Below are 22,275 nucleotides of genomic sequence, written 5' to 3' on the forward strand. Positions count from 1 at the left end.
CCTTTGGCGCTGTAGGAAGCTGGATTTGTGGCGGCCAAGTCCAGTGGGGTCAACCCCGATCATTCCGACACCACATATTATTAGAAGGCTAAAATAACGAAAATAGTGAAGGAAACCGCATTTTCGCGCAGATTTTTGGCAAAACACCGCTCATTTTGACGCCAAATGCCCATTTTTCGACAGCGCGCGGCGAAAATGCCGAATAAATCCGCAATAATTGGGGCGATCTCTTGACCGCTACACCATTTGCGACTGTGATAGCACCACTCGCACCGGCAAGGGAAGGAACACGGTTCTCCATGAACCTGCTTCGGACGCGATACACTTTAACTATAAAACAAAGAGACAAAGGTAGGGAAAATGAAAAAGATTGCTCTCTCCGCATTCCTCGGAGTCGCAGCCTTGGCTTACACCGCGTCGGGCGCTTCGGCGTCGACGCTGAGCGACGTAAAGGCCAAGGGCTTCGTTCAATGCGGCGTGAATACGGGCCTTCTCGGCTTCGCGCAGCCGGACGCGTCCGGTAACTGGGCGGGCTTCGATATCGACTTCTGCAAGGCTGTCGCTTCCGCCGTATTCGGCGATCCGACCAAGGTGAAATACACGCCTCTCAGCGCCAAGGACCGTTTCACCGCGCTGCAGTCCGGTGAAATCGATGTGCTTTCCCGTAACACGACCTGGACCATTAACCGCGACACCGCGCTCGGCCTCAAGTTCCGTCCTGTCACCTATTATGACGGCCAGGGCTTCATGGTCCGCAAGGAGCTGAACGTGAAGTCGGCGCTCGAACTGTCGGGTGCTGCCATCTGCGTCCAGTCCGGCACGACGACCGAACTCAACCTTGCCGACTACTTCAAGACCAACAACCTGCAGTACAATCCGGTCGTCTTCGACAAGCTCGAAGAAGTCAACACGGCCTATGATTCCGGCCGTTGCGACGTCTACACGACCGACCAGTCCGGTCTCTACTCTCTGCGCCTGACCTTGAAGAACCCGGACGACAACGTCGTTCTGCCTGAGATCATCTCCAAGGAGCCGCTCGGCCCGGCCGTTCGCCAGGGCGACGACCAGTGGTTCAACATCGTCAGCTGGACGGCCTATGCCCTCGTGAACGCCGAAGAATTCGGCATCACGCAGAAGAACGTCGACGAGATGAAGGGTTCGGCTAACCCGGACATCAAGCGCTTCCTCGGCGCCGAGCAGGGCTCCACCATCGGCACCGACCTCGGCCTGACTAATGACTGGGCCTACAACATCATCAAGGGCGTCGGTAACTACGGCGAAGTCTTCGACCGCAACATCGGCGCAGGCAGCCCGTTGAAAATCGCTCGCGGCCTCAATGCCCTGTGGAACAAGGGCGGTATCCAGTACGCGCCTCCGGTCCGCTAAGTCGCAAACGACCAGACTTCCAGAGAAAGGCGGCAATCCGCCTTTCTCCCCTCAAGAAAACAAGCCTGAAACAGGCACATTGGGGAAAAACTCTATATGGCAATTACTGTAAACTCGCCTGAAGGCGAGCGTTCAGCCTTATCGGCGGCGTTGTACGACCCCAAAGTTCGGGGTGCCTTCTATCAGGCGCTTACCATCGTCATTCTCGCGGGGCTCTGCTGGTTTATCGTCACGAATACCATCGATAACCTGCGCGCATTGAACCGCTCATTCGGCTTTGGTTTTCTCGAAGGGCGCGCCGGCTTCAACCTGGGACAAGCGCTGATTCCCTATTCCAGCGATTCGACCAACGCCACTGCCCTTCTCGTCGGCGTGCTCAACACACTCTTGATTTCGGTGGTGGGCATTATTGCTGCGACGGTCGTCGGCTTCATCATCGGCATCGGCAGACTTTCGCATAATTGGCTGATTGCGAAGCTCTCCCAGGCCTATGTCGAAATCTTCCGCAACATCCCGCCCCTGCTCGTCATCTTCTTCTGGTACAGCGGTGTTCTGGTGTTGCTGCCGCAGGCGCGCGATGCTGTGCATCTGCCGTTCTCCAGCTATCTCAGCAATCGCGGCCTCGCCTTCCCGAGCCCGATCTTCGGTGCAGGCATGTGGGCAGTCGGCATTGCCTTCCTCGTCGCCATGGCTGCGGTCTTTTTTGTGGCGCGCTGGGCGCGCAAGCGCCAGGTGGCAACCGGCCAGCAATTCCACACGATCTGGGTGTCGATCGGCATATTGATCGGCCTGCCGTTGCTGGTCTTCCTTGTGACCGGCATGCCGCTTTCCTTCGATTACCCCATCGCCGGCAAGTTCAACCTGACGGGAGGCACGGTCATAGGACCGGAGTTCCTCGCGCTTCTCCTCGCCCTTTCCCTTTACACCGCATCCTATATTGCCGAGATCGTTCGTGCCGGCATCCGTGGCGTGCCAAAGGGGCAATCGGAAGCGGCAGGTGCACTTGGTCTGCGGGCGTCAGCCATCAACCGGCTGATCGTCATACCGCAGGCAATGCGCATCATCATTCCACCGCTGACGAGCCAATATCTCAATCTGATCAAGAACTCGTCCCTCGCCATCGCCATCGGCTATGCCGATCTCGTCGCCGTCGGCGGCGTGATCCTCAATCAGTCCGGCCGAGCCGTCGAAGTCGTCATCATCTGGATGATCATCTATCTCGCCCTGAGCATCGTAACGTCGCTGTTCATGAACTGGTTCAACGCCAAGATGGCCCTGGTGGAGAGATAGGATGTCGAGCGTAGATCAACACTTCGTCAGCAAGACACTGCTCGTGGCTCAGCCAGCACCCGCCAGCGAAAAGGGCATGTGGCACTGGTTGAAAAAGAACCTGTTTGCCACGCCGAAGGATATCGTCCTGACCGTGCTTGCCGTCACCTTCCTGGCCTGGACGATCCCGCACCTGGTCAACTGGCTGTTCATAAATGCAGTCTGGAGCGGAACCGACCGCACCTTCTGCGCCACCACGGTTCAAGGCGGAACGCAGCCGGACGGCTGGAATGCCGCTTGCTGGGCCTTCGTCCGCGCGAAATTCGCCATCTTCATGTTCGGCCTTTATCCACCGGACGAGCGCTGGCGGCCGATACTCGTCTGCATCCTGATGGTCGTCAGCTTCGCACCGCTGCTGATACCGTCCGTTCCCAGGAAGGGATTGAACGCTATCCTGGCGTTCTTCGTGCTGCCCGTTGTTTCGTTCTTCCTGCTCCACGGGGGCTTCGGCCTTGAGACCGTCGAAACGGAAAGATGGGGCGGCCTGCTGGTGACGCTGGTGATCGCCTTCGTTGCGATCGCAGTCTCCTTCCCCTTCGGCATCGTGCTCGCGCTCGGCCGTCGCTCCAAGATGCCCGTCGTCCGCATGCTCTGCGTGTCGTTCATCGAAATCATCCGCGGCGTGCCGTTGATCACGGTGCTGTTCATGGCCAGCTACATGCTGCCGCTGTTCATGCCGCAGGGCTGGACTGTCGATAAGCTGTTGCGCGCCGTCGTCGGCGTTGCGATCTTCACCTCTGCCTATATGGCGGAAGTCATTCGCGGCGGCCTGCAGGCGATACCCAAGGGCCAGTTCGAGGGCGCGGACTCGCTCGGCCTCGGCTACTGGCAGAAGATGCGGCTGATCATTCTGCCGCAGGCGATCAAGCTGGTCATCCCCGGCATCGTCAACACCTACATCGGCATGTTCAAGGACACGTCGCTCGTGGCGATCATCGGCATGTTCGACCTGCTTGGCATCGTCCGTCAGAACTTCGCGGATGCCACTTGGGCAAGTGCGGTGACCCCCGTAACGGGTCTTGTTTTCGCCGGCTTCGTTTTTTGGCTGTTCTGCTTCGGCATGTCGCGCTATTCAGGCTTTGTGGAACGCCATCTCGATACCGGCCACAAGCGATAAAATTGAGGGAAATACAAAATGGCTGAAGCCCAATCGAAAAAAATGACCGTCTCCGAGACAGAAGTCGCGGTCGACATGATCAACATGAACAAGTGGTATGGCGACTTCCACGTGCTGCGCGATATCAACCTCAAGGTCATGCGCGGCGAGCGCATCGTCATTGCCGGCCCTTCCGGCTCGGGCAAATCGACGATGATCCGCTGCATCAACCGCCTGGAAGAACACCAGAAGGGCCAGATCATCGTTGACGGCGTCGAGCTGACGAACGACCTGAAGAAGATCGATGAAGTGCGTCGCGAAGTCGGCATGGTGTTCCAGCACTTCAACCTCTTCCCACATCTGACCATTCTGGAAAACTGCACGCTGGCGCCGATCTGGGTGCGCAAGATGCCGAAGAAGCAGGCGGAAGAAATCGCCATGCACTTCCTCACCCGCGTCAAGATTCCGGAACAGGCGAAGAAGTATCCCGGCCAGCTTTCCGGCGGCCAGCAGCAGCGCGTGGCGATCGCCCGCTCGCTCTGCATGAACCCGAAGATCATGCTGTTTGACGAGCCGACCTCGGCGCTCGACCCGGAAATGATCAAGGAAGTGCTCGACACCATGGTTGGCCTTGCCGAAGAAGGCATGACGATGCTGTGCGTGACCCACGAAATGGGCTTTGCCCGCCAGGTCGCCAACCGCGTCATCTTCATGGACCAGGGGCAGATCGTCGAACAGAATTCGCCGAAGGAATTCTTCGACAATCCGCAACATGAGCGCACCAAGCTTTTCCTCAGCCAGATCCTGCACTGATCCGGCGTAGATCGAATGCAAGAACCCGCCGCTGCCACGCAGCCGGCGGGTTTTTCATTGAATGCCGCTCTCCACGCGTGCGGCGAAGCAGGGCCGCTCAGCGCAACGGCAGAGCATAGGTCTGTTTGACGATCTGGCTCGGTACATCGGTCTTGACGTTCTGAATGCCGTTGACCTTCGTCAGATGCGTCGACTGGAACCGCCTGTAGTCGTCGAGATCGGAAACAGCGACACGCAGCAGCGCGTCACTCTCCCCGAGCATGATGTAGCATTCCATCACCTCAGGCAGTTTCTTCATCGCTGCGATGAAATGGTCGATCGTTTCCGCATCCTGCGCCGTCAGCCAGACCCGCGCGAACATCGATAGCGGCAGGCCAGCCTTGACCGGATTCACGACGGCCACATAACGATCGATGATGCCGGCATCCTCCAGGAGCTTCACACGCCGCAGGCAAGGCGATGGCGAAAGCCCGACCTCTTTTGCCAGCTCCACATTCTGCATCCGCCCGTCGCGCTGCAGCGCCCGCAAGATACGCTTGTCGATCTCGTCCAGCCGCATTGGCATTCTCCACCGATAAAATAGATTTTTTGGATTCCAATGCCAATTATGGGGTATAAGCTAGCATTTTTGCAAGCCAATTGCGCCGGCAAGCCTCTAGGCTTCCGTTCATGGAAAACGCCAATCTTCTTCTTTTTGCAGCCACCGTCTTGCCTCTTATCTGCACGCCAGGGCCGGATATACTGTTCGTGGCATCGCAGACGATCTCCGGCGGTGCCATCGCCGGACTACGTTCGACGGCCGGCATCTGCATCGGCTACGTCGTCCATTCCATACTGGCTGCCCTCGGCGTAGCGGCCATCATCACCGCCTTTCCCCTCCTGTTCATGCTGCTGCGCTGGGTCGGCATCGCTTATCTTGCCTACCTTGCGGCCCGCCTCATAAGGTCCTCAATGAAGGCTGGCGAGGTCACGCCAGTATCCAGAATTGCGACAAATGGATTTCGGCGTGGCTTTCTGACCTCTGTCCTCAATCCCAAGGGCATGATGATCTATTTCGCCATCCTGCCGCAGTTCATCAACCACGGTGGAAACATAGCGCTGCAAGCATCATTGCTATCATCCGTGTTCATCGGGCTCTGCGCGATCGTCGATGTCCTCCTCAGCATCAGCCTGGCAACGATCGGATCGCGCGCCGGTTTCAGCGATCGCCATCGGCGTTGGACCGAGGGTATCGCAGGCTGTCTCCTCCTGATTGCCGCCTGGCGATTGGCAGCGTGAGTAAGCCGAGTGGCGCTTTGCGCAGAACGCGATATAGTTTCCGGTACCGCGAATAATGCGGGATTCACGCGACGTCGGGGGAAGCGAGCCGTGAAAAAAAGCGACAGAATCATCGGCGGGCTCGCTCTATTAAGCGTCGCCATCATCGTCATCAAGCTGGCCGGAGCAATATACGGCTACGACCTGATCCAGATGGCGGTCGATGCTACCAGGCCGAAAGATGCCGGCGGCTGGCCGACGGCGGTGAACTAAGTAGGGCTTGAGCAGCCAACGCCATAGATTGCCCGCTTGATGCGATAAAGGCAAATACGGAGAAATGGCGACCCACCAACGACGAAAGTCTGAACAGCGATAACTATCGGTTTATATAAAATAAATCGGCAATCGAGCGAATGTAAAATCTGCGGCATGACCGCGTTGCGCCGAGACAATAGATCTCGGCACTCGCACATATTGAGGATTAAAATAATCAGGATGAGTCAGCAGCTTTAAAAGACTAAAAAATAGCTCTGAAAAGTAATTTATCCAAAACAAAACAATAGCTTATCTGGAATATATGCAAAGCTCGGAATTTGAGGAATTGAAAGACATCTGAAGAGGTTGATGTATCGAATGCCACTGCCGCTGAGTTACGACAGTTCATCGAGCGTATGTGGAACCTCATTTCTGAATAAGGGCAACTGCAATCAGACCAGTTTGGCATACATCTCCAGCAAAGCGTTGAATGAGGGAGCAATCGGCGTGAAGAAGCCATGCTCGATAAACGTGCTAATCAGGGCATCGGGCGTGTTGGTCCAGTCGGTCTCAGCCTCTTCAAAATAGCCCCAGTACATCTCGCCATCCGTGTACATGATCTCGCCAAGCCTCGAACCCTCCGTGATTTCAACAAAGGTGCAAAAGTCGCCTCCGACGGCAATCGGCGGCGCAAAGGCGAGCAATTCTCTTCCGGATGCGTCCATCTTCGGAATAATGGTCAGAATATCAGCGTAGTCACGTCCATTTTCGACACCATAGAAGGTATTGATATCCGCTAAAGCCATACTCAGGCCGACCCGCTTTACCTCATCGAAGTCGAACGTCGTGCGCAAACCGTTGCAGCAGGTTAGAAAGTGGATGTAGTCCTGTGAAAGATATATGCCGTGTTCGTTCACCAGGCGTTCGAGCGCTGCCGAGGTTGCCTTCCCAAAAGATTCGACTCTGTCGGATCGGAGGATTGTGTCCAGCGTCGTCATAAGCTCTCCTTTGGGCAGCTATTTCGAATTTCTCGGTCTTTCACATTTCATCAAAGCACGGGCGCAATGCCAGGAGTGTTGCGACTACATTCTATGCCGTACCCGGATGGCACTCTCGGATAAGCGTACGACTTCCTTGCGACATTCCGTGCGGTTTCGTCGCAAAATTAGTCGTTGAGCTGAGAAAATACCAGCAAGCGGCTGTAACATTTAAAGTTTTGGCGACCCCTGCAGGATTCGAACCTGCGACCACATGCTTAGAAGGCAAGTGCTCTATCCAGCTGAGCTAAGGGGCCGTAGGGCCTCGCCACGCTTTACGCGCGGCGGGCAACACATGCCTGAAAGCGCCGCCAAACTCAATGGCTGGCGTTCAATAAGTGCTTGGCTTCAGTGAGTCCAGGGCTGCATGCGGTTGAAGCGGAAGTTGTCGGAATAGGATACGGTCTGCCGGATAGGATCCTTCGGCGCGATGACGCGGTATTCGATGCCTTCGCGCTTGGCATAGTCCTCCGCCTGCTCCTGCGTATCGAACGTCAGCTTGAGCTGCTGGCGCATGTCGCCCGACGATGTATAGCCCATGATCGGATCGATCTTGCGCGGCGTTTCCTGGTCGAACTCCAGAACCCAGACATTGGTCTTGGCCTTGCCGGACTGCATGGCGGTCTTTGCGGGACGATAAATCTTGGCAGGCATTGCTGCAGCGCCTCCGAATGAAGCGGGAGCGACCCGCCTTTGTGCTTCACTTGTCTTGCCGCGTCCTCTGCAGGTCGGGCACATCTCGATTTTGATTAGCTGCGAATCCCTTTGTTTTCAAGCAAAAAGGCAGCCGAAATCCGCAGGAATTCTTCCACCGGAACGGGGCTTCGCGCTTGTGGCGGAACGGCCGCTCGACGCCGACAATATGCAAGCGCCCGCGGCGGGGACGGTAAACCTGAACCATTCCCGGACATTCGCCTTGACGCGCAGTTGTTCGAGGCGAACAGGCAATCCGCCATCATCACATGTCACGCCCATGTCACGCGACAGCCTGCTTCCGTTCCTGTAAGCAGCAGCCGGCTTTTGCGGCAAGACCTTTTGGGGAGCGATATGATGTCGACTTCGGTGCTGATTGCTTTGACGGTGTCCTCCGCTTTGGCGACACTCGGTCTCATGGCCCTGCAGTTCATTCGCTGATATCCGAGACGGCACCAATCCCTAGCGAGCCAACTTGCGCGGCGCCTATCGTCCTTTCCTGAAAACTCGCACCGACCCATTTTGGGCTGGACCTATGCGACCCGCCCTCTCTAAGATGCTGGCGGAGCCTTCCAAAGAACGCAAGACGCGGATTGTCCGTTGCGCTATCTGCCCCAATCCCGACCCGTCATCGCTGGAGTTGTTTGTGAGCCAAATTTCATCTGCTTGCGCGTCCCTCGCGGAAGCCCTTCTCGACGATCCGTTCTATCGCGCCGTGACGGTCGAATCGGGGGAGGATGAAGAGAGAAGACAAGGAGTTCTGGCGCAATATTTCGAACTCGCGATTGCCGAGGCGGATGGAATTGGCGAAGTGCACTATGCCAATGCCGATGGCGCCGCTATCTGGCATACCAATGAAGCGCATGCCGATGACACTGCAGCCTATGTCAAAGCGCGCAAGCAGGGGCTTGCTGCGCTGCTTGGAGACGCAGGCTTCGGCAATTATCTGCGGATATCCAAATCCATGGCGGAGCACGCACCGCCTCACCTCGCCGATGCCTGGTATCTCTCGATCCTGGGCTTAAGGCGGGCAGCTCGAGGACGGGGATTGGCACAACACCTCATCGAAATGACGCTACGCCGAGCCGATCTCCGGGGCGCCACCTGCTTTCTGGAGACTTTCAATCCTCTGAGCCTGCCCTTCTATCAACGCCTTGGTTTCAAGGACGAGATTCGCTGTTTCGAAAGGGTAACGGGGCGCAACTACTGGATACTTACAAGACATGCGGTCTCGCCGACCTGACAATGGGACGCAAGCCGCAGCCACGATCAAGCGATTGCCGTCGTCTACAGGTCTGAAATTTCGGGATGACTTCAATTAGTGGTCGGAGTGGAGAGATTCGAAGTCTGGATGACTTCGCATCATACGCCAGATTTGCTGGGTTTTTCGCGCTTAAATCGAGACGTTGTGTACCAACGGCGTGCCCCTACGTCAAGTTTTTGACAGACACTTCCTGCCAGTGGGCTATTGCTCCGCCCAACCATCGCCAGCCGAGACGAGAAATGCGTCCTGACCGGTGCTTCGTCTTCCTCTTCGATGGTTTGATGGGGGTCAAGGCAATAGAATAAAACACGGGAGTTGTGATACGAAGCTCCACGGCACAAGCAAGAGTGTTTATTTGGGTGGGCGTATTCGTGGAAGCGTTGGCTTATCGTGCGTTGCAGCTCGGAGACGCGGGCTCCGTGCTACTGAGTTGGATAATCATGCTCGTATCGGGAGCAGCGGCGATTGCCTTACCCATGAGAAAGGCACAGCTTTCGCCGCGTCCTATTAGTTTCCATATCGATGGCGCTTCTCTTTGGTGCGGATGACAGAGGACCATTGTTTCGCTCGTTTGTTATTGATTTCAAAGAATTTTTCGTCAGCGCACGAAATAGATTTGTAGCGCTATTGCCGTCTATACCTTCTCCAGTTCGTTCAAGTGGTAGCCAGCAGGAGCACAACAAAATCGCGATTGATTGGATAGCGAATACTGTCTTAGGTTGACTTCCAAAGCGACGATTCGTCGTCTTTATTCAATCTCGAACGTAGGGCAACATTGATGAGCGATCTGTTTGAAACCCAACAGCAGGTGTGGGACCCTCTGGAGGCCGTGAATGGGTCAGATCAGGAGATTCTAACCGCTGCCAAGAAGCGGGAAATCAAGAACATCCTAAAATCCTATGTTGGAACTTACGATCCGATGTCGGAGCTCATTCAAAATGCAATGGATGCGGTTGAACGGCGTCAGACAGCCGGGGAGACTTTTTCTCCCAAACTTATCATTAAGATTGATCTTTGCGAAAACTCATTCCAGGTGGTGGACAACGGCGTCGGCTTTACCCGCGATCAGTTTCGAGCTTTCATTGCTCCAAACATCTCCTTTAAACGGGAGGCAACCACCCGAGGAAATAAAGGTGTGGGAGCGACATACATTGGGTATGGCTTCAATCATCTTGAAATTCGCACACGAAATAGCGAGTTCAAATTTCAAGGACAGTTTCGAAACGGTAGAGAATGGGTTGAGGATACGTCTGGAACCATCCACCGTCCTCAGGTCGAGGTAACCACTTCGCACGACGTGATTTTTGATCAAATTGACCAGGGTAGCAGCTTTAAAATTCGCTTTGGCGGGAAGAACACTCGGCCACTAAATCTCAATTGGTATCAAGCCACCACGCCGGACCAGTGGCTATATCTTCTGCTGCTAAAGACACCGCTAGGATACCTTAATTTGGAAAACGGCGTTGTGAGCGCTGTGGCGTTTGATCTTATAGTTGTAGACGCAACGGGAAATGAGCTGTCCAGCCGTGATTGTGCGGCAAAGTACAAATATCCACATGAGGAAATTAAAGCCAGCCAAAGGTTGTCGGATGTCAAGACTGCGCAATTCCAGGCCGTGGAGCGCGGGAAGGACCCGTCAGCAGCGATAGACAAATTTAGGAATTCAAATGGAATCTATGAGTTCTATAAGCCCAAAGATATTCTCTCGTTTGTTAGGACCCTATCCGCCGAGGAGGCAGAATCTGTTGAGAGCTATAACGTCCATGCTTACGGGTATTTCGTCTATTCGACCTCTGTTTGGGACCATCTCAACGATACCAAGGCTGAGTTGCGGAAAGGCTATCGCGTCCTGCGGGGCGGTCTCCAGATGGCCAACAATAGCATGGCGCAGGGGGACCTGATTACAATTCCTCTATCGAAGAACATCGGCCACCAAAATCAAACGCATGTGGTAGTTCATTTTTCCGGTGCGGAACCAGACCTCGGACGCAAGGGCTTTCAGCCAGAACTTCGTACTCTTTCCGAGAAGATTGCCGGTTTCATTGTTGGCCAATTGTCGGCTCGGAGAGATATCTTAAAAGGCGATAGCGGAGAGCGCCCTGATATTGATCGCGAGATCAAAGTTCATGATTGGATACGGGACCAGGAAAGCCACGAAAAGTCCCACCCTCTGGTTCTAACGAGCGAAAACTTCTTTCTACCAATGAGAAAGATCTCGGTGCAGTCCGAGCCATTATCAGAACAAGACGTGATCGTACTTTTTAATCAGCTCGTGGCGGGAGGGGTCATCCGTGGGGTTCGGCTGCTCGCGACATCACAAGTTTCTCAATACGATGGAGCCTTGCGTTATGTAGCTGAAAAGCCCTTTGCCAATTTGACCTTCGATAAGAAGACCAATCCGCTGGGGGTCTACGAAGAGCAGTTACAGAAAGAGTATGTTGGCCCACCTAAAATCCTTGAGTATAAATACTCGCTGGACGGTCTGATCAGAGAATTTGAGAGCGGCTATAAACTAGAGAGTGACGTGTCACTTGCCGTTTTTTGGGACTTCGGCCAGGAATACAAGCGGGATTATTCGGTAACCTCGCTCCTTGATTTCGACCATATTCACCACCGCCCACATCACGGCATAACCCATTTGATCAGGTCCGCGAACTCTCGTTTTTATGCAATCTGCCTGCGCGAGCTAATCGAGCTTCTTAATGATCCCGATGAAGCCCAACGCCTTCAAAAGGCGCGGTATAGTGACGACATCTGAGAAATAAACCACGGTTAGAACAATGCTCTATAGTCTAAAGCGCCTCACTCCGTCAGACCTAACGTTCTTTGAAGATAAATATCGCCAATCCAACGTCGGAAACCAGAAGGCAATCAATCTAAATCGGAGAGTATTTATTGATTTGCTCTACCCTTCAGCACGAGTGCTGGCCGGAGGGCGCGCACTTCAATTTCCGTGTGAACTTAAGATTTTTGGGCCCAACGCGATAGCGACACCCACCACCGTTATGCGAAAAATTATCGCCGCAGGCGGTACACAGAAAAATTGGCGGTTAAACGGAGAGACTGTCCACGCTCCGACCGACCAACCCCATCCAGATCGCTATCGAGATTTGGAAGCCGGCGATCTGGTAGTTTTTGGTTTCACAGGCGGTGAAGTCCCGACGGAAGCGCTGATGGTATTGGTGTCAAGGACTGCGCCCTTAGACGCAGCTGTCTTTAATGTCCTTAACACAATTATTGGCTCGTCCAGGATGGTGGCTGTCTCGGAAGCGCAAATGCTGAGTGCTGTTGAAGCATCCGAGGCGAGCCATCCAATTCGGGAACTTCTTGATAGGGAGCTTGACGAGGCGCTTGCTGAGGCAGCCATGGGGTCTCCCACCGCTGTTGAAACATTGCGTTCTCGTGGCCTTCGCAGGACGACGCACAAAGCACTTGCTGAAGCACGTGCCAAGGCTGAGCGTGTTGGACGGGATGGCGAGGCTCTTGTGAACGGCCACCTAAAGGGCCTTCTTCAGAGCGGGCGTATCGCCGGCTTCAGATGGGAAGCAGAAGTCAATGCCACCCATCCTTTCGATTTTACATTGGAACGAACAAAAGGGGCATTTACTAGCGTTGAAGTAAAGTCCACGGAGGGAGACCACAATCGCGGGCTTATGTTTTCGCACGCGGAGATCGAATTTGCCGCCACAATGCCCGGTCTGGAGGTCTGGCGGCTGTCCAACATGGCTGATGGGCATGCGGAAGTCCGAACATCCTTGAATTTACAACACCTTGCAAAGCAACTGTTAGCAGCCAGAAGCTTGGCAGACGGTGCCGTTCCCACAGGATGGACAATTTCCGTTGACGCCTTGTCGCCGTGGAGTGACGCGTTCCCGATCAGTTTTGAAGATGACCCCGACGACTAATCATTCAGCGGCAATCGCGTGGGGCTTAGAATTCGGCACAGCGTACAACAACGTTCGGATTTGCGCCGCTAGGCGTCTTGCCATTACAGGCGGCACAGCGTTCCCAATTTGCTTGTAGGCGGCATTCATTGCACCTGCGAACTTAAATCCATCAGGAAACGACTGAAGTCTGGCCGCCTCACGAACCGAGATGACGCGCGCTTGCGCGCTATCATAATGTATGTGGGAATAGGTATCTTTCCCGATATGTGCGAGAAGAGTGCGCGAAGGCCGATCTGCGCGTAACTTCCACCAGCGATTAGGGAAATTGTGTACTGGATAGGGTGGCACCATCGCCCGCTGAAGTTTCGCACGCTGTGCTTCGTCTAAATTACGTCTTGTCTCACGCTCGATCTTCGCAACTTGCTTTTCAAACAGGGCCACAGCTGTCGCATGAGCGGCGGGGTATTCGCCACCATTTGGCATGTTTCTGAAGATGTCAGTGTCCCTTGGCAGATATCGAATCACATGATCAGTGAGCCCATCTGGAGGTGCACCAAAGCCGGGCCAGTTGCGCATCAAATGTGCAAATTGTGAAAGTGGAACATCAGAATTATAGCTAACGGCTGTATTGAAGCGGCGCGCACCACGTTTCAATAGTCCCTCTAGGTGGAGGGTGATTGGCGGCAAATCGCCAATCGCTTCAGCAGCAGTTATAGGGCCTTCGAGGCTTTCATTGCCTAAATCCGCACTGATGAAAGCGCTGCCAGGGTCTGTAGAAATGTTCTTTAGGGCGACCGCGCGAGTTCCTTCGTATCCCTGTGAAAGGATTAAATGCCGTTCAGCGTCTGGAAACGACACCTTAGTTCCGACGACGCGATGAATCGCGATCAAAAAAACCCTGTCCCGAAGCTGCGGCACACCATGAAAAGCCGTATTAACCAAGGAATAACGCGCATCATATCCCAAGCCTTCTAGGACTTCAGCGATTTCGCCCATCACATTGTGACCGCCGTAGTTCAGTACGTCAGGGACATTCTCCACAAGTACGGCCAGGGGTTGTGCCGCTCGAACATACTGCAGGTATCGTAGGTATAGATTGCCCCTGGGATCAACTTTAAAAGCTTCAGGATGTTCGGCAACATCACGAAGTTTAGCTCTACCAACCCGAGCATACGCCTGACACGGGGGGCCACCAACAACGATGTCGAAAGCGTCTTCCACCGCCCCCAGGCCCAACTCCTCTGTCAATTCATGCGGTTCTATCTTGGTGATATCTCTTGGGCGAGCGTGCAAAGAGTTTCCATTATGAAAATTCAGAGCATGGGTCGCTGCAGCAGTTGGATCTATTTCCACAGCCGCGTCGATACTGTAGCCTTCGGCGTGGAATCCCAAAGAAATCCCGCCACAACCTGCAAAGAGGTCGAGGACACGGGGCGCATAGCCAGCAGAAAGCCGCTCGATTTTCCTCTGGAGAACCTCGCTAGCCAATTCTTTCATCATCGAGCATGTCCATTAAGAAATTCGTGAATCGCTGTTTTCATAACCGTATCATCCTTGGTTTGGCATTCCCATAGGACGAGAACCCTCCAGCCGAGATGAACCAATGTTTCAACTGCATTCTGGTCGCGGCGAATGTTGGCTTCGAACTTCTTGTTCCAGAATTCCGTTCGACTCTTCGGCAAGTACGCGAGCTTGCAGCCAGCATGGCGATGCCAGAAGCATCCGTGCACGAAAACGACGGTGTGATGCTTCGGCAAAACGATGTCGGGGCATCCTGGTAAATCACTACGGTGAAGACGAAATCGATAACCAAGTCGATGGAGTACCTTGCGGACTCTGACCTCCGGGCCTGTATTGCGGCCCGTGATCTGTGCCATATTCCATGACCGCCTCTCAGGCGAAATCCTATCAACCACTAGCTACCTCTTGCTCCACCAAATCACGCATGACGCCAATGCTTTTGGCAGTCAAGTTCGGTTGATGCCAACGAGAGGCCTATTGCTTTCGCAGCGTGTTGCATGCTGCAGAGGAGCGATAGTGGTATCCAGAGCGTGCCTTTGAATTTCTAACGTGGCCGCAGCTCTTTCCCAGAGTTTCTGAGAAAACCCAAAACACATAATCAGGGCAGAAGACACGAACGCCGATATTTTCTCGCGGGTAGCCATCTCACACCGACCAAATAGCCAATGCTTTCTCTGCTGCTGCTGGATCGTCTTTGATCCTGTAGACAGTCTGGCGGGTTAGGCCCGATGCCTGGGCGATCTCTGACACGCTAACATTCTTGCCGAGAAGGTCGACAACCATCTCATATGCGGCTCGGGTGAAGCTGGGCTTACGACCCTTATAGGTGCCGTCATCCTTAGCCTTGAGGTGCGCGATGGCTACTTTCTGCGCCTCCTTCGTGGCCTCGGCCTGCGCTTGCGCTGTGGCAGCCATGAAGCTGATCATCGCATCCCTCACGGCCATCTGCATCGGGTCGGAGGTCGAGCCGTCAAAGGTCATGTTGTTGATGACCGTCCTGATCACCACACCACGGCGCATGAACTCTCTGATGGTGTCAGTCACGTCAGCATAGTTCCTGCCTAGCCGGTCAACCCACCGCACCACCAACACGTCACCGGCCCGCAGCATGTCGAAAAGGCGCTTTCCTTCCGGTCTGTCCTTCATGAGTACGGATACCCCAGACACACCGTGGTCGGCAACCACATGATCGAAGGTGAAACCAGCCTTCTCGCCTTGAGTCTGCTGGTGGTCGAGCGTCTGCTCAGATGTCGATACGCGAGCATAAAGGAAGGTTGCCACAGTTCAGTCCGTATGTCCGTTGGAGTTGGGTCCGAATGGATATTTGTACGAAAGACTTATGTCAACCCTAACGGACGCCAATGTACGCTGAATTTGAGCGTACCCTAAGGTATACCCTTACGGACAAAGATCGCCCCAATCTTCGCCGGTCGATGCAATCATCTTGTCGATCAGTGCCTCCCCTGTTCGGCTCAGGTTGAGACGGACTTGGCGGCTATCTAATGGGTCTCGGGACTGGACAATCAAACCGAGGCCGGGTTTTCCGTGGCGGTTAACAGCGGCAAGAGCCATCACGTTTCGCGACACGGCAGCTTGGCTGATGTCCAATAGCATCACTAGGTCCCGTTGAGGGATGCCGGGCTTCATTGCGATGACGAGGAAGACGGAAACGGTTTGCATCGGAAGGTCTGGAAATGACTCGCGAAGCGTCTCGATGAACTGGAACGTTTTGAACAATGCTGGTTTGCGGTCACTGACAGCGATTGTGGCTGTTATCATTTCTAATTTCCTGAGAAGTATGTGTGAAAGACTGAGGCACAGTTCAGCGGCCTGGACGAAAGATCGTCGAGCCAAGGTAGCTGTCCTCATCGGAAGAGCCGTGGCCGCGTTGGCTGGTGGCGGCAAAGATCAGAAAGCAAACAACTGATAGGCAGAATAGCCAAGTCAGCACGATGTCCTTGGTCATTGGTAACGCCCCCTAGCAATCAACGAGAGGCTACTGTTGAGAAGGAACGGTTGCAATAGTCCAACGATATCAACGACTCCAAGCTGCAAAAGCTAGTGATGTTAGGCGTTTGCGGCGGCGGGAGAGGTTGTGGAATGGTGTGGACAGAGGGGCTGCGGGGGGATCGCGGGAGGCCCCACATCTGATTGGGGTCTCAGAATTTTGCACTCAACATTTCGACGGCAGATGTTTGATGCGCTTTGTCCCACCAATCAGAGGAAGCAGCGGGCCCCCAAGGTCTACCTCAGGGGCCAGCCATTGCGTTAGTTACGGAGTTCCCGCCGAGGGAGACCTGAGCCGACCCAATTGAGGAACTGGACAGCGCCCATCATTCGAGCAAAGGGCAGGACACGGGTGAGGTTCTGCCAATCCTGCTGAGAGTAGTCGTCCCCGAACATTGCCGAGGTGACCCCCGCGATGCCAGAGAAGCCCGATACCACGAGGTCACCCGTGGGATTGCCGAGGGTCCCCTGCATCGTCGTCTTCAATCCCGACGATCTGCTATCGAACAGCGGCGAGTCTCCAAAGAACTGCCAGCCGATATCTGCGGCCATCGGGATCAAGGCGCTTTCTGAAGATCGAGCGAAGCCCGCCAAGGCCAACTGAGACCACGTAAGCTTCTCCTTAAGCTGCTTGTCGCGGTCCTGCCGACCAATCAGGTTGAGGTGCGTTTGACCGGCATAGACAGCAGCCCCGAGGAAGCTCGCTGCAAGCATGCCGAAGATAGCAGGCCCATCACGCAGGTTCAGACCCTGCAACAGCGCCTTGGTGTGGGCTGCCATCGCGAAGGTTCGGAACTGCATGACCATCTGCCCAAGCGGGTGAGCCAGCCAGCGGTGCATCTGCCCGGGGTCGTTCTCAAGGATCATCGTTCGGTTCAGCCGGAACATTGCGTCCTCGAACATCGACAGAGTGTTGCCGTCCCATTTCTTGGTGCCGAGGCTTTGGAGCTTCGAGGGGGACTGAACGCCATCCTTGAAGGTGGCATGCGTCTTGATTGCGTCGAAAATCGCCTCAGCATCCTTCTTGTCCAGACCAAGGGCGCGAAGGCGTTCCCCGTCGATCTTATCCCCGAACATGGCCATCTTAGTGAACTTCACAGCAGCCGCTCGGGCCGACCATTTTTGGAACACGCGGTTGATTGGGGCCATGCCTGAACCCATTGAGACGAAGCGGTTCATGGCGTGGAGCTTCGGGTTCACTACACCAGCCACTCGCTGGACCATAGAGTCGGTCCCGCTGGTCACCGGAACGCCTAGCTCATCGGTATCGAGGTAGTGAGCAGTACGCTCGTAGTCGGTACCGAATGCACCCAACGCGTCCAGCTCTTCGGCCAGCTCATCGGTCATCTTGCCCGAGCGAGCCATGTCGATCAGATGGCGGAAGGAAGGGACGGCTTGGAAGGTGGTCTTGACACCGACCTGTGAGACCTGACGCCCGAACTCAGGAACCTGAGAGAAACCTACCTGCCCCATCAGACGGACGAAGTTGAAATCCCTCAGCATGCGCAGGAAGGTTGCCCCGTCAGAGCCTCGATCAATACCGGCCAACGGGGTTCCCGTAATTGCCGAATAGAGGAAGTCCAGGTTCTTTTCGTCGAGCGTGTTGTTCGCTCCTGTGGCCTCACCTACCGACTTGATCTGGTTCTTGAGCTTGGTCCAGTCGTTCCCATTCTTGATGCCGTCGATCAAAACCTTGCCAGTCTCAGGATCGCGGACCTGAACGCGGGCCATGGCAAGCTGGCCGCTCATGTTGCGAGAGTAGAGCTGAAAGGCTGTGTGTGGGTCTTTGACGTAGAAATCGGAGATGCTCACCCGCTTCACCCCGTCACGCTTGGTCATGATATCCGCGAAGTGGTTCTCGTCGAGCATGATACGAGCCTTCATGCGGGAAGGTCCGCCCGCTTCACCTTCAGCCTTCTCGTTGCGCGATGCCCACGCCTTCACGTTGGCGATCTGGTCGTCATCGAGATAATGCCGAAGCTCTGCGCCAAGGTCGTCTAGGTCGAAGCCAAGATGGCCAGAGCCGAACATCTCCTCGCCCGAACTGAGCTTCTGGAACCGGTCGAGAACAGCGTAGCCCATTCGCTTCGCGATCTCAGGGTCCAGCTCAGGTTGCTTCTTCAGGATGGCCTGCTGAAACAGATCGGTGAGACCACCGTTTCGGTCCATGCTATAGCCGACATCCCTGATCAGCTTCGTGGCCTTCGCGAGGTGACCGTAGCGCGGGAAGTAGTTCTCGACGCCCGCCTCGCTCCTCGTCAGACCCAGCTCTTGGGCCTCTTTCCAGAACGACTTCATCTCGGTCTGGAATGCCCCGGCAGCCTGTTTCACCTCAGCGGGGAACTGAGCACGGACGCTCGGGTTCGTTTCGCGGATGTAGTCGGTGATCTGTTCCTTGAAGTTCAGCTCGGCATCCTTGGCCTTGAAGGCGTTGATGCCATTGGCCTTGCGGTAGCTCGTCCAAGCATCATCATAGCCGCGATACCAATTGACCTGAGCGACACGAAGACGGCGCTGCATGCGCTCGGTAGCGGCGATCTCGGTGACCACACCGCTGCCCTTGGCAGCTCGAACACCATCCTCACCGAGGTAGCGGGCAAGTGTCTGGGCCATCGGGTTCTTCGAGGCCATGAGCTGGCCCACTGCGTCGATACGCCAGTTCAGGAACGCGCCCTTAGGGTCGAGGCGCTTGAACTCATCGATAAGGTCTGAGGTATCGGTGCGCGTGAAGTTGTCACCCAAGACAGACGCAGCGCCTGCCGAGCGTCCACCGGAAGAGATTACAGGGGCCGAAGCCTCCTGCTGCATCTGCTGGCCGATCTTGGCTATCTGCTTGGCTTCCTCGTTGAACATCGGGTTCCGCCTGAAGGCTCCCATCACACCGCCCATGACGAGGCCGGTACCGATGCTGTATTTCAGGTCGTCGAAGGAGACGTTGCGGGTTGGGTCAACGGCTGCGAGGGGGATGTCTGTAGCTAAGTTTCCGGCCACCCCTTCAGCCGCGCTAAGGCCCACAAGACCGACACGACCAAGCCGAGACGCCACAGCCGCAGGGACGCCGAAGCCACCTGTGATTGCCCCGATGGCAGCCGTAGCTGCAATAGCACCGGGGTCTGTCAAGGCAGCACCCATAGAGATCACCATGCCCGCAGTGCCCATAGAGGCGATCTTCTGATTGTCTTCGAGCTGCGTCGTGAGGCGGTCGCGGATGGCCTGAGCGTGTTCGTCAGAGACGGCATCCTCAAACTCGCTGAGGTAGGCGTCAGGGATGTTCTGGCCATAGGCTTTCAGCTTGTCTTCGGTGAGCTTGTAGTTCGGCTCAGGGTCGTAATGACCGAGTGCGCGGAAAGGCGTCAGGATCGACCACTCATTCTTCACCGCAGTCGCCACGGCCTCCCCGTAGGAAGGCATCGCAGCCTTTCGATCTTTCTCCTGCTGGACGCTCTCGGCTCGCGTGGTGTTCATCGTCGGGATCACATCAGACGCACTGACGCGGCCCTGATCGTGGACCGAGAAGTCACCGGGGTTCTGGGAATTGGCCATCGACCCCGGCATGGAGACACCGACTGGAGCACTTCCCGGCATGGTGCCGTCCATCTTGCGGGTCCACAGAGAGGCGAATTCCGAGGCCGTCATGCCAGCCTGACCAGCATTTCCGAGGACAGCGGCGCGGCCTACGAGGTCCACTGCCATCGCCTCGGGGTTGGCTAGGAGGTTCAATGCCCCGCCAGCTCCCTGCTGGTGAGCGAGGTACATCTCGCCCTTCGTCAGGTCGCGACCGAGCTTGCCTTTGAGGAAGTTCTGATTGTCGCGCGTGAGGCGCATGAAGGCGTCCGCATTGGCATAGGCATCGAACTTCGACTCGCCCTTGCCGTACTTGCTCCAAGTGCCATCAATGAATTGGAAAAGGCCCCCTGCGGTGGAGCCTTTAGCCTGTGCGTGTGGGTCGAGACCGCTCTCGATCTGGGCCGTCTTGAGGGCGAAATCGGGGTCAACGCCATAGCGGGCTGCGGCGTCGGTGATGATGGACCTTACATCGGCCATGGGCTTTCCTTAGCGTGCGTTCTGCGTGTCGACGATGTTGAGACGCCCAACGTCACCCTTGTCGATGAGCGTCACGGGGCCAAATGTCCTGCCTCGGTCGTGAACCTCTGACTCAATGAATGGGATATTGAGCGCTGCGAGCGTCGACCTGTAATCGCCGTCGTCGTCAGCCGGGATGCCTGCGTTTTCCGCAACATCTTGGGCGAGAAAGTAGGGTACATCCTCGATTTCAACGAAGCGCAGGCGCATTGGCGGAATTGTCTCGTCATGGGAGACAATGAACATGGCATTGATACGCGGGAGGTTCATGGTAGTCCTTCGTACAGCCGAAGCTGCGATATGGGTTGTGGTGGTGATTTGAAGAGCACCCCTGGCTAGGAGGGGTATTGGTGATCAAGGCCGCTGGGCTCTTCGCTGCGGGTCTTTGAAGTCGTTGTAGGAGTCGAGGGCACGTCCTCCGATCTTCAGACCGGTGCTGAAGAAAGACGGAGCGGCTGCCCGCTGGACGGAGTTAATCCGGTCCTCAGCATTCGACCTAATGCCCTTCATCTCGTTGTTGAGCTGGGTCAGTGTCCATTCGGTGTTCTGATCGGTGCGGTCATTGGCTGCCGCAGCTCGGCCATCGTACTCGGCCAGAAGGGCATCGACCGAAAGGCCAGAGACACCGGCCTCGCCAGCGGCCACTGTAGCGGTCGCCTTAGCAGCGCGTGCTTGGCGGAGCGTGTCTGCCTTTTCATCAGCGCCCTTCTCCTGTTCCTGCAACATGCGCTGCTGGGTCTGGAACATCTGGTCGCGGGCATTCTGGTTCGCCCTGGCTGCGTTCTCGCGATAAAGCTCGTTCTGCTGACTGGCGGCTGATCTCTCAGCCTGATAGCTCATGACCTGCCCTGCCGCGCCAATCGCGAACCCAACCATCGATAAAGGATCGCACACTATGCGGCCTCCTTGGTGAACTGAGGCATGGCCTTGTAGGCAATGAAGCGCGGGCCGTGACGGTCGCTCTCGCTGACCGTTAAGGTTGCTGCTTTGGCGATGTCGGGGATGACGAGCCGAGGATGAGAGCGGGTGTCATCCCAAACCTCAAGCGGACCGGCGCGACCAAGGGCGACCATATAGCGGCACGCATCACCGGTAGGGTTGCGGGAACTGGCGATGATGACAGTACCGTCGAGCGAGACCGAATAATTCTGCCCACGGCTACCAATGCTGACAGGACGGATGATGATCTTGATGGACGTGGCCCGAGATGATGGAAACAAAGCTCCGCCATCCTCCCGACCAACGGGGGGAGTTTCATTGTGCATGATGTTCTTCCGTAAATTCTGTGGTGGTGAGGGCGTATCGCGGAAGTGGTGGAATGAAGACCGGTCCCCTCATCAGCAGAACCTGCAACAAGAGGACCGGGGCCACCACAGCCTACGAGAACCAGAGACATCGGCTCAAATCTGAACCCATGTGTCAGCGCACTCTCAGGTGTCGAGCGTCCGTGATGGAACGTGTGCGTGGTTGTAGGAGGACGGAGGCTACCTTATAGGTTTACCTTAAGGTAGCCTCTGGGGATTATGGGTTGGGGGATGAGGGTTCTTTCCACTCTCATCCATCATAAAGATCATTCGGAGAGAGGAACTCTTTTTCATCACCCCCCTCTCCTCATCCTTTATTCTGGTCTTCCCTCTTAGGCCCTTC

22 protein-coding genes and 1 tRNA gene are annotated in these 22,275 nt (G+C 55.6%); 9 read left to right on the plus strand and 14 right to left on the minus strand.

Annotated elements, in window-relative coordinates; genetic code table 11:
* Nucleotides 1-88: 88 nt before the first annotated feature.
* The gene (locus tag AC13Q5_RS01155) at nt 89-301 is read right to left on the minus strand and encodes a hypothetical protein (protein ID WP_457882334.1); all 213 of its coding nucleotides are present in this window, start codon (nt 299-301) and stop codon (nt 89-91) included.
* A 59-nt stretch (nt 302-360) separates the two neighbouring features.
* Here AC13Q5_RS01155 and AC13Q5_RS01160 point away from each other — a divergent pair, with 59 nt between their 5' ends.
* From AC13Q5_RS01160 to AC13Q5_RS01175, 4 genes are all read left to right on the plus strand, one after another.
* Complete coding sequence (locus tag AC13Q5_RS01160) at nt 361-1,386, plus strand: amino acid ABC transporter substrate-binding protein (protein WP_075852489.1); 1,026 nt, start codon at nt 361-363, stop codon at nt 1,384-1,386.
* Between the two features lie 96 nt (nt 1,387-1,482).
* Nucleotides 1,483-2,676 (plus strand): amino acid ABC transporter permease, encoded by a 1,194-nt coding sequence (locus tag AC13Q5_RS01165; RefSeq protein WP_488500619.1) that lies wholly within the window; start codon nt 1,483-1,485, stop codon nt 2,674-2,676.
* A gap of 1 nt (nt 2,677) precedes the next feature.
* Entirely contained in the window at nt 2,678-3,832 is a 1,155-nt protein-coding gene (locus AC13Q5_RS01170; RefSeq protein WP_075852487.1) for an amino acid ABC transporter permease, read from the plus strand.
* Nucleotides 3,833-3,850: 18 nt separating this feature from the next.
* A complete protein-coding gene (locus AC13Q5_RS01175) occupies nt 3,851-4,624 on the plus strand; it encodes an amino acid ABC transporter ATP-binding protein (protein ID WP_015339774.1) in 774 nt (257 codons plus the stop codon).
* A gap of 97 nt (nt 4,625-4,721) precedes the next feature.
* Here AC13Q5_RS01175 and AC13Q5_RS01180 read toward each other — a convergent pair whose 3' ends face one another.
* On the minus strand, nt 4,722-5,189 hold the full coding sequence (locus AC13Q5_RS01180) for an Lrp/AsnC family transcriptional regulator (RefSeq protein WP_457882336.1): 468 nt from the start codon (nt 5,187-5,189) through the stop codon (nt 4,722-4,724).
* A 104-nt stretch (nt 5,190-5,293) separates the two neighbouring features.
* Here AC13Q5_RS01180 and AC13Q5_RS01185 point away from each other — a divergent pair, with 104 nt between their 5' ends.
* Complete coding sequence (locus AC13Q5_RS01185) at nt 5,294-5,902, plus strand: LysE family translocator (RefSeq protein WP_488500620.1); 609 nt, start codon at nt 5,294-5,296, stop codon at nt 5,900-5,902.
* 90 nt (nt 5,903-5,992) lie between these two features.
* The gene (locus AC13Q5_RS01190) at nt 5,993-6,154 is read left to right on the plus strand and encodes a hypothetical protein (RefSeq protein ID WP_167459818.1); all 162 of its coding nucleotides are present in this window, start codon (nt 5,993-5,995) and stop codon (nt 6,152-6,154) included.
* A 434-nt stretch (nt 6,155-6,588) separates the two neighbouring features.
* Here AC13Q5_RS01190 and AC13Q5_RS01195 read toward each other — a convergent pair whose 3' ends face one another.
* From AC13Q5_RS01195 to AC13Q5_RS01205, 3 genes are all read right to left on the minus strand, one after another.
* Nucleotides 6,589-7,134, minus strand: coding sequence for an SMI1/KNR4 family protein (locus tag AC13Q5_RS01195; protein WP_488500621.1), 546 nt, complete (start codon nt 7,132-7,134; stop codon nt 6,589-6,591).
* Between the two features lie 219 nt (nt 7,135-7,353).
* Nucleotides 7,354-7,430: transfer RNA gene (locus AC13Q5_RS01200), tRNA-Arg, on the minus strand.
* A gap of 91 nt (nt 7,431-7,521) precedes the next feature.
* Entirely contained in the window at nt 7,522-7,827 is a 306-nt protein-coding gene (locus AC13Q5_RS01205; RefSeq protein WP_075852483.1) for an ETC complex I subunit, read from the minus strand.
* A gap of 514 nt (nt 7,828-8,341) precedes the next feature.
* Between AC13Q5_RS01205 and AC13Q5_RS01210 the strand changes: the two genes are divergently transcribed.
* From AC13Q5_RS01210 to AC13Q5_RS01220, 3 genes are all read left to right on the plus strand, one after another.
* Nucleotides 8,342-9,109, plus strand: a complete 768-nt coding sequence (locus tag AC13Q5_RS01210; RefSeq protein WP_488500622.1) for a GNAT family N-acetyltransferase — start codon at nt 8,342-8,344, stop codon at nt 9,107-9,109.
* A 799-nt stretch (nt 9,110-9,908) separates the two neighbouring features.
* Entirely contained in the window at nt 9,909-11,888 is a 1,980-nt protein-coding gene (locus AC13Q5_RS01215) for a hypothetical protein (RefSeq protein ID WP_488500623.1), read from the plus strand.
* A 22-nt stretch (nt 11,889-11,910) separates the two neighbouring features.
* A complete protein-coding gene (locus AC13Q5_RS01220; protein ID WP_488500624.1) occupies nt 11,911-13,035 on the plus strand; it encodes a hypothetical protein in 1,125 nt (374 codons plus the stop codon).
* Here the strand turns inward: AC13Q5_RS01220 and AC13Q5_RS01225 are convergent, their stop codons facing one another.
* From AC13Q5_RS01225 to AC13Q5_RS01265, 9 genes are all read right to left on the minus strand, one after another.
* Complete coding sequence (locus AC13Q5_RS01225) at nt 13,036-14,517, minus strand: DNA cytosine methyltransferase (protein ID WP_488500625.1); 1,482 nt, start codon at nt 14,515-14,517, stop codon at nt 13,036-13,038.
* Nucleotides 14,514-14,933 carry a very short patch repair endonuclease gene (locus tag AC13Q5_RS01230; protein WP_488500626.1) on the minus strand — a complete coding sequence of 140 codons (420 nt, stop codon included), beginning with the start codon at nt 14,931-14,933 and terminating at the stop codon, nt 14,514-14,516. The genes AC13Q5_RS01225 and AC13Q5_RS01230 overlap by 4 nt, the downstream gene beginning before the upstream one ends.
* A 250-nt stretch (nt 14,934-15,183) precedes the next feature.
* Nucleotides 15,184-15,819 carry a recombinase family protein gene (locus tag AC13Q5_RS01235; protein WP_488500627.1) on the minus strand — a complete coding sequence of 212 codons (636 nt, stop codon included), beginning with the start codon at nt 15,817-15,819 and terminating at the stop codon, nt 15,184-15,186.
* Between the two features lie 117 nt (nt 15,820-15,936).
* Nucleotides 15,937-16,317 (minus strand): MarR family winged helix-turn-helix transcriptional regulator, encoded by a 381-nt coding sequence (locus tag AC13Q5_RS01240; RefSeq protein WP_488500628.1) that lies wholly within the window; start codon nt 16,315-16,317, stop codon nt 15,937-15,939.
* A gap of 43 nt (nt 16,318-16,360) precedes the next feature.
* Nucleotides 16,361-16,504 carry a hypothetical protein gene (locus AC13Q5_RS01245; protein ID WP_488500629.1) on the minus strand — a complete coding sequence of 48 codons (144 nt, stop codon included), beginning with the start codon at nt 16,502-16,504 and terminating at the stop codon, nt 16,361-16,363.
* Between the two features lie 302 nt (nt 16,505-16,806).
* A complete protein-coding gene (locus AC13Q5_RS01250) occupies nt 16,807-20,589 on the minus strand; it encodes a transglycosylase SLT domain-containing protein (protein WP_488500630.1) in 3,783 nt (1,260 codons plus the stop codon).
* A gap of 9 nt (nt 20,590-20,598) precedes the next feature.
* Nucleotides 20,599-20,898, minus strand: coding sequence for a hypothetical protein (locus AC13Q5_RS01255; protein WP_488500631.1), 300 nt, complete (start codon nt 20,896-20,898; stop codon nt 20,599-20,601).
* Nucleotides 20,899-20,982: 84 nt separating this feature from the next.
* The gene (locus AC13Q5_RS01260) at nt 20,983-21,504 is read right to left on the minus strand and encodes a virion core protein, T7 gp14 family (protein ID WP_488501148.1); all 522 of its coding nucleotides are present in this window, start codon (nt 21,502-21,504) and stop codon (nt 20,983-20,985) included.
* Nucleotides 21,505-21,521: 17 nt separating this feature from the next.
* Nucleotides 21,522-21,893 (minus strand): hypothetical protein, encoded by a 372-nt coding sequence (locus AC13Q5_RS01265; protein WP_488500632.1) that lies wholly within the window; start codon nt 21,891-21,893, stop codon nt 21,522-21,524.
* Between the last annotated feature and the right edge of the window lie 382 nt (nt 21,894-22,275).

The organism is Martinezella sp. CNPSo 3964 (genome assembly GCF_057784375.1).

Coding starts and splice junctions, on each gene's coding strand:
- AC13Q5_RS01250 (WP_488500630.1), bottom strand. CDS start 20,589: ATGGCCGATGTAAGGTCCATCATCACCGACGCCGCAGCCCGCTATGGC.
- AC13Q5_RS01170 (WP_075852487.1), top strand. CDS start 2,678: ATGTCGAGCGTAGATCAACACTTCGTCAGCAAGACACTGCTCGTGGCT.
- AC13Q5_RS01160 (WP_075852489.1), top strand. CDS start 361: ATGAAAAAGATTGCTCTCTCCGCATTCCTCGGAGTCGCAGCCTTGGCT.
- AC13Q5_RS01220 (WP_488500624.1), top strand. CDS start 11,911: ATGCTCTATAGTCTAAAGCGCCTCACTCCGTCAGACCTAACGTTCTTT.
- AC13Q5_RS01265 (WP_488500632.1), bottom strand. CDS start 21,893: ATGCACAATGAAACTCCCCCCGTTGGTCGGGAGGATGGCGGAGCTTTG.
- AC13Q5_RS01255 (WP_488500631.1), bottom strand. CDS start 20,898: ATGAACCTCCCGCGTATCAATGCCATGTTCATTGTCTCCCATGACGAG.
- AC13Q5_RS01260 (WP_488501148.1), bottom strand. CDS start 21,504: ATGGTTGGGTTCGCGATTGGCGCGGCAGGGCAGGTCATGAGCTATCAG.
- AC13Q5_RS01240 (WP_488500628.1), bottom strand. CDS start 16,317: ATGATAACAGCCACAATCGCTGTCAGTGACCGCAAACCAGCATTGTTC.
- AC13Q5_RS01215 (WP_488500623.1), top strand. CDS start 9,909: ATGAGCGATCTGTTTGAAACCCAACAGCAGGTGTGGGACCCTCTGGAG.
- AC13Q5_RS01165 (WP_488500619.1), top strand. CDS start 1,483: ATGGCAATTACTGTAAACTCGCCTGAAGGCGAGCGTTCAGCCTTATCG.
- AC13Q5_RS01205 (WP_075852483.1), bottom strand. CDS start 7,827: ATGCCTGCCAAGATTTATCGTCCCGCAAAGACCGCCATGCAGTCCGGC.
- AC13Q5_RS01185 (WP_488500620.1), top strand. CDS start 5,294: ATGGAAAACGCCAATCTTCTTCTTTTTGCAGCCACCGTCTTGCCTCTT.
- AC13Q5_RS01175 (WP_015339774.1), top strand. CDS start 3,851: ATGGCTGAAGCCCAATCGAAAAAAATGACCGTCTCCGAGACAGAAGTC.
- AC13Q5_RS01180 (WP_457882336.1), bottom strand. CDS start 5,189: ATGCCAATGCGGCTGGACGAGATCGACAAGCGTATCTTGCGGGCGCTG.
- AC13Q5_RS01225 (WP_488500625.1), bottom strand. CDS start 14,517: ATGATGAAAGAATTGGCTAGCGAGGTTCTCCAGAGGAAAATCGAGCGG.
- AC13Q5_RS01155 (WP_457882334.1), bottom strand. CDS start 301: ATGGAGAACCGTGTTCCTTCCCTTGCCGGTGCGAGTGGTGCTATCACA.
- AC13Q5_RS01195 (WP_488500621.1), bottom strand. CDS start 7,134: ATGACGACGCTGGACACAATCCTCCGATCCGACAGAGTCGAATCTTTT.
- AC13Q5_RS01245 (WP_488500629.1), bottom strand. CDS start 16,504: ATGACCAAGGACATCGTGCTGACTTGGCTATTCTGCCTATCAGTTGTT.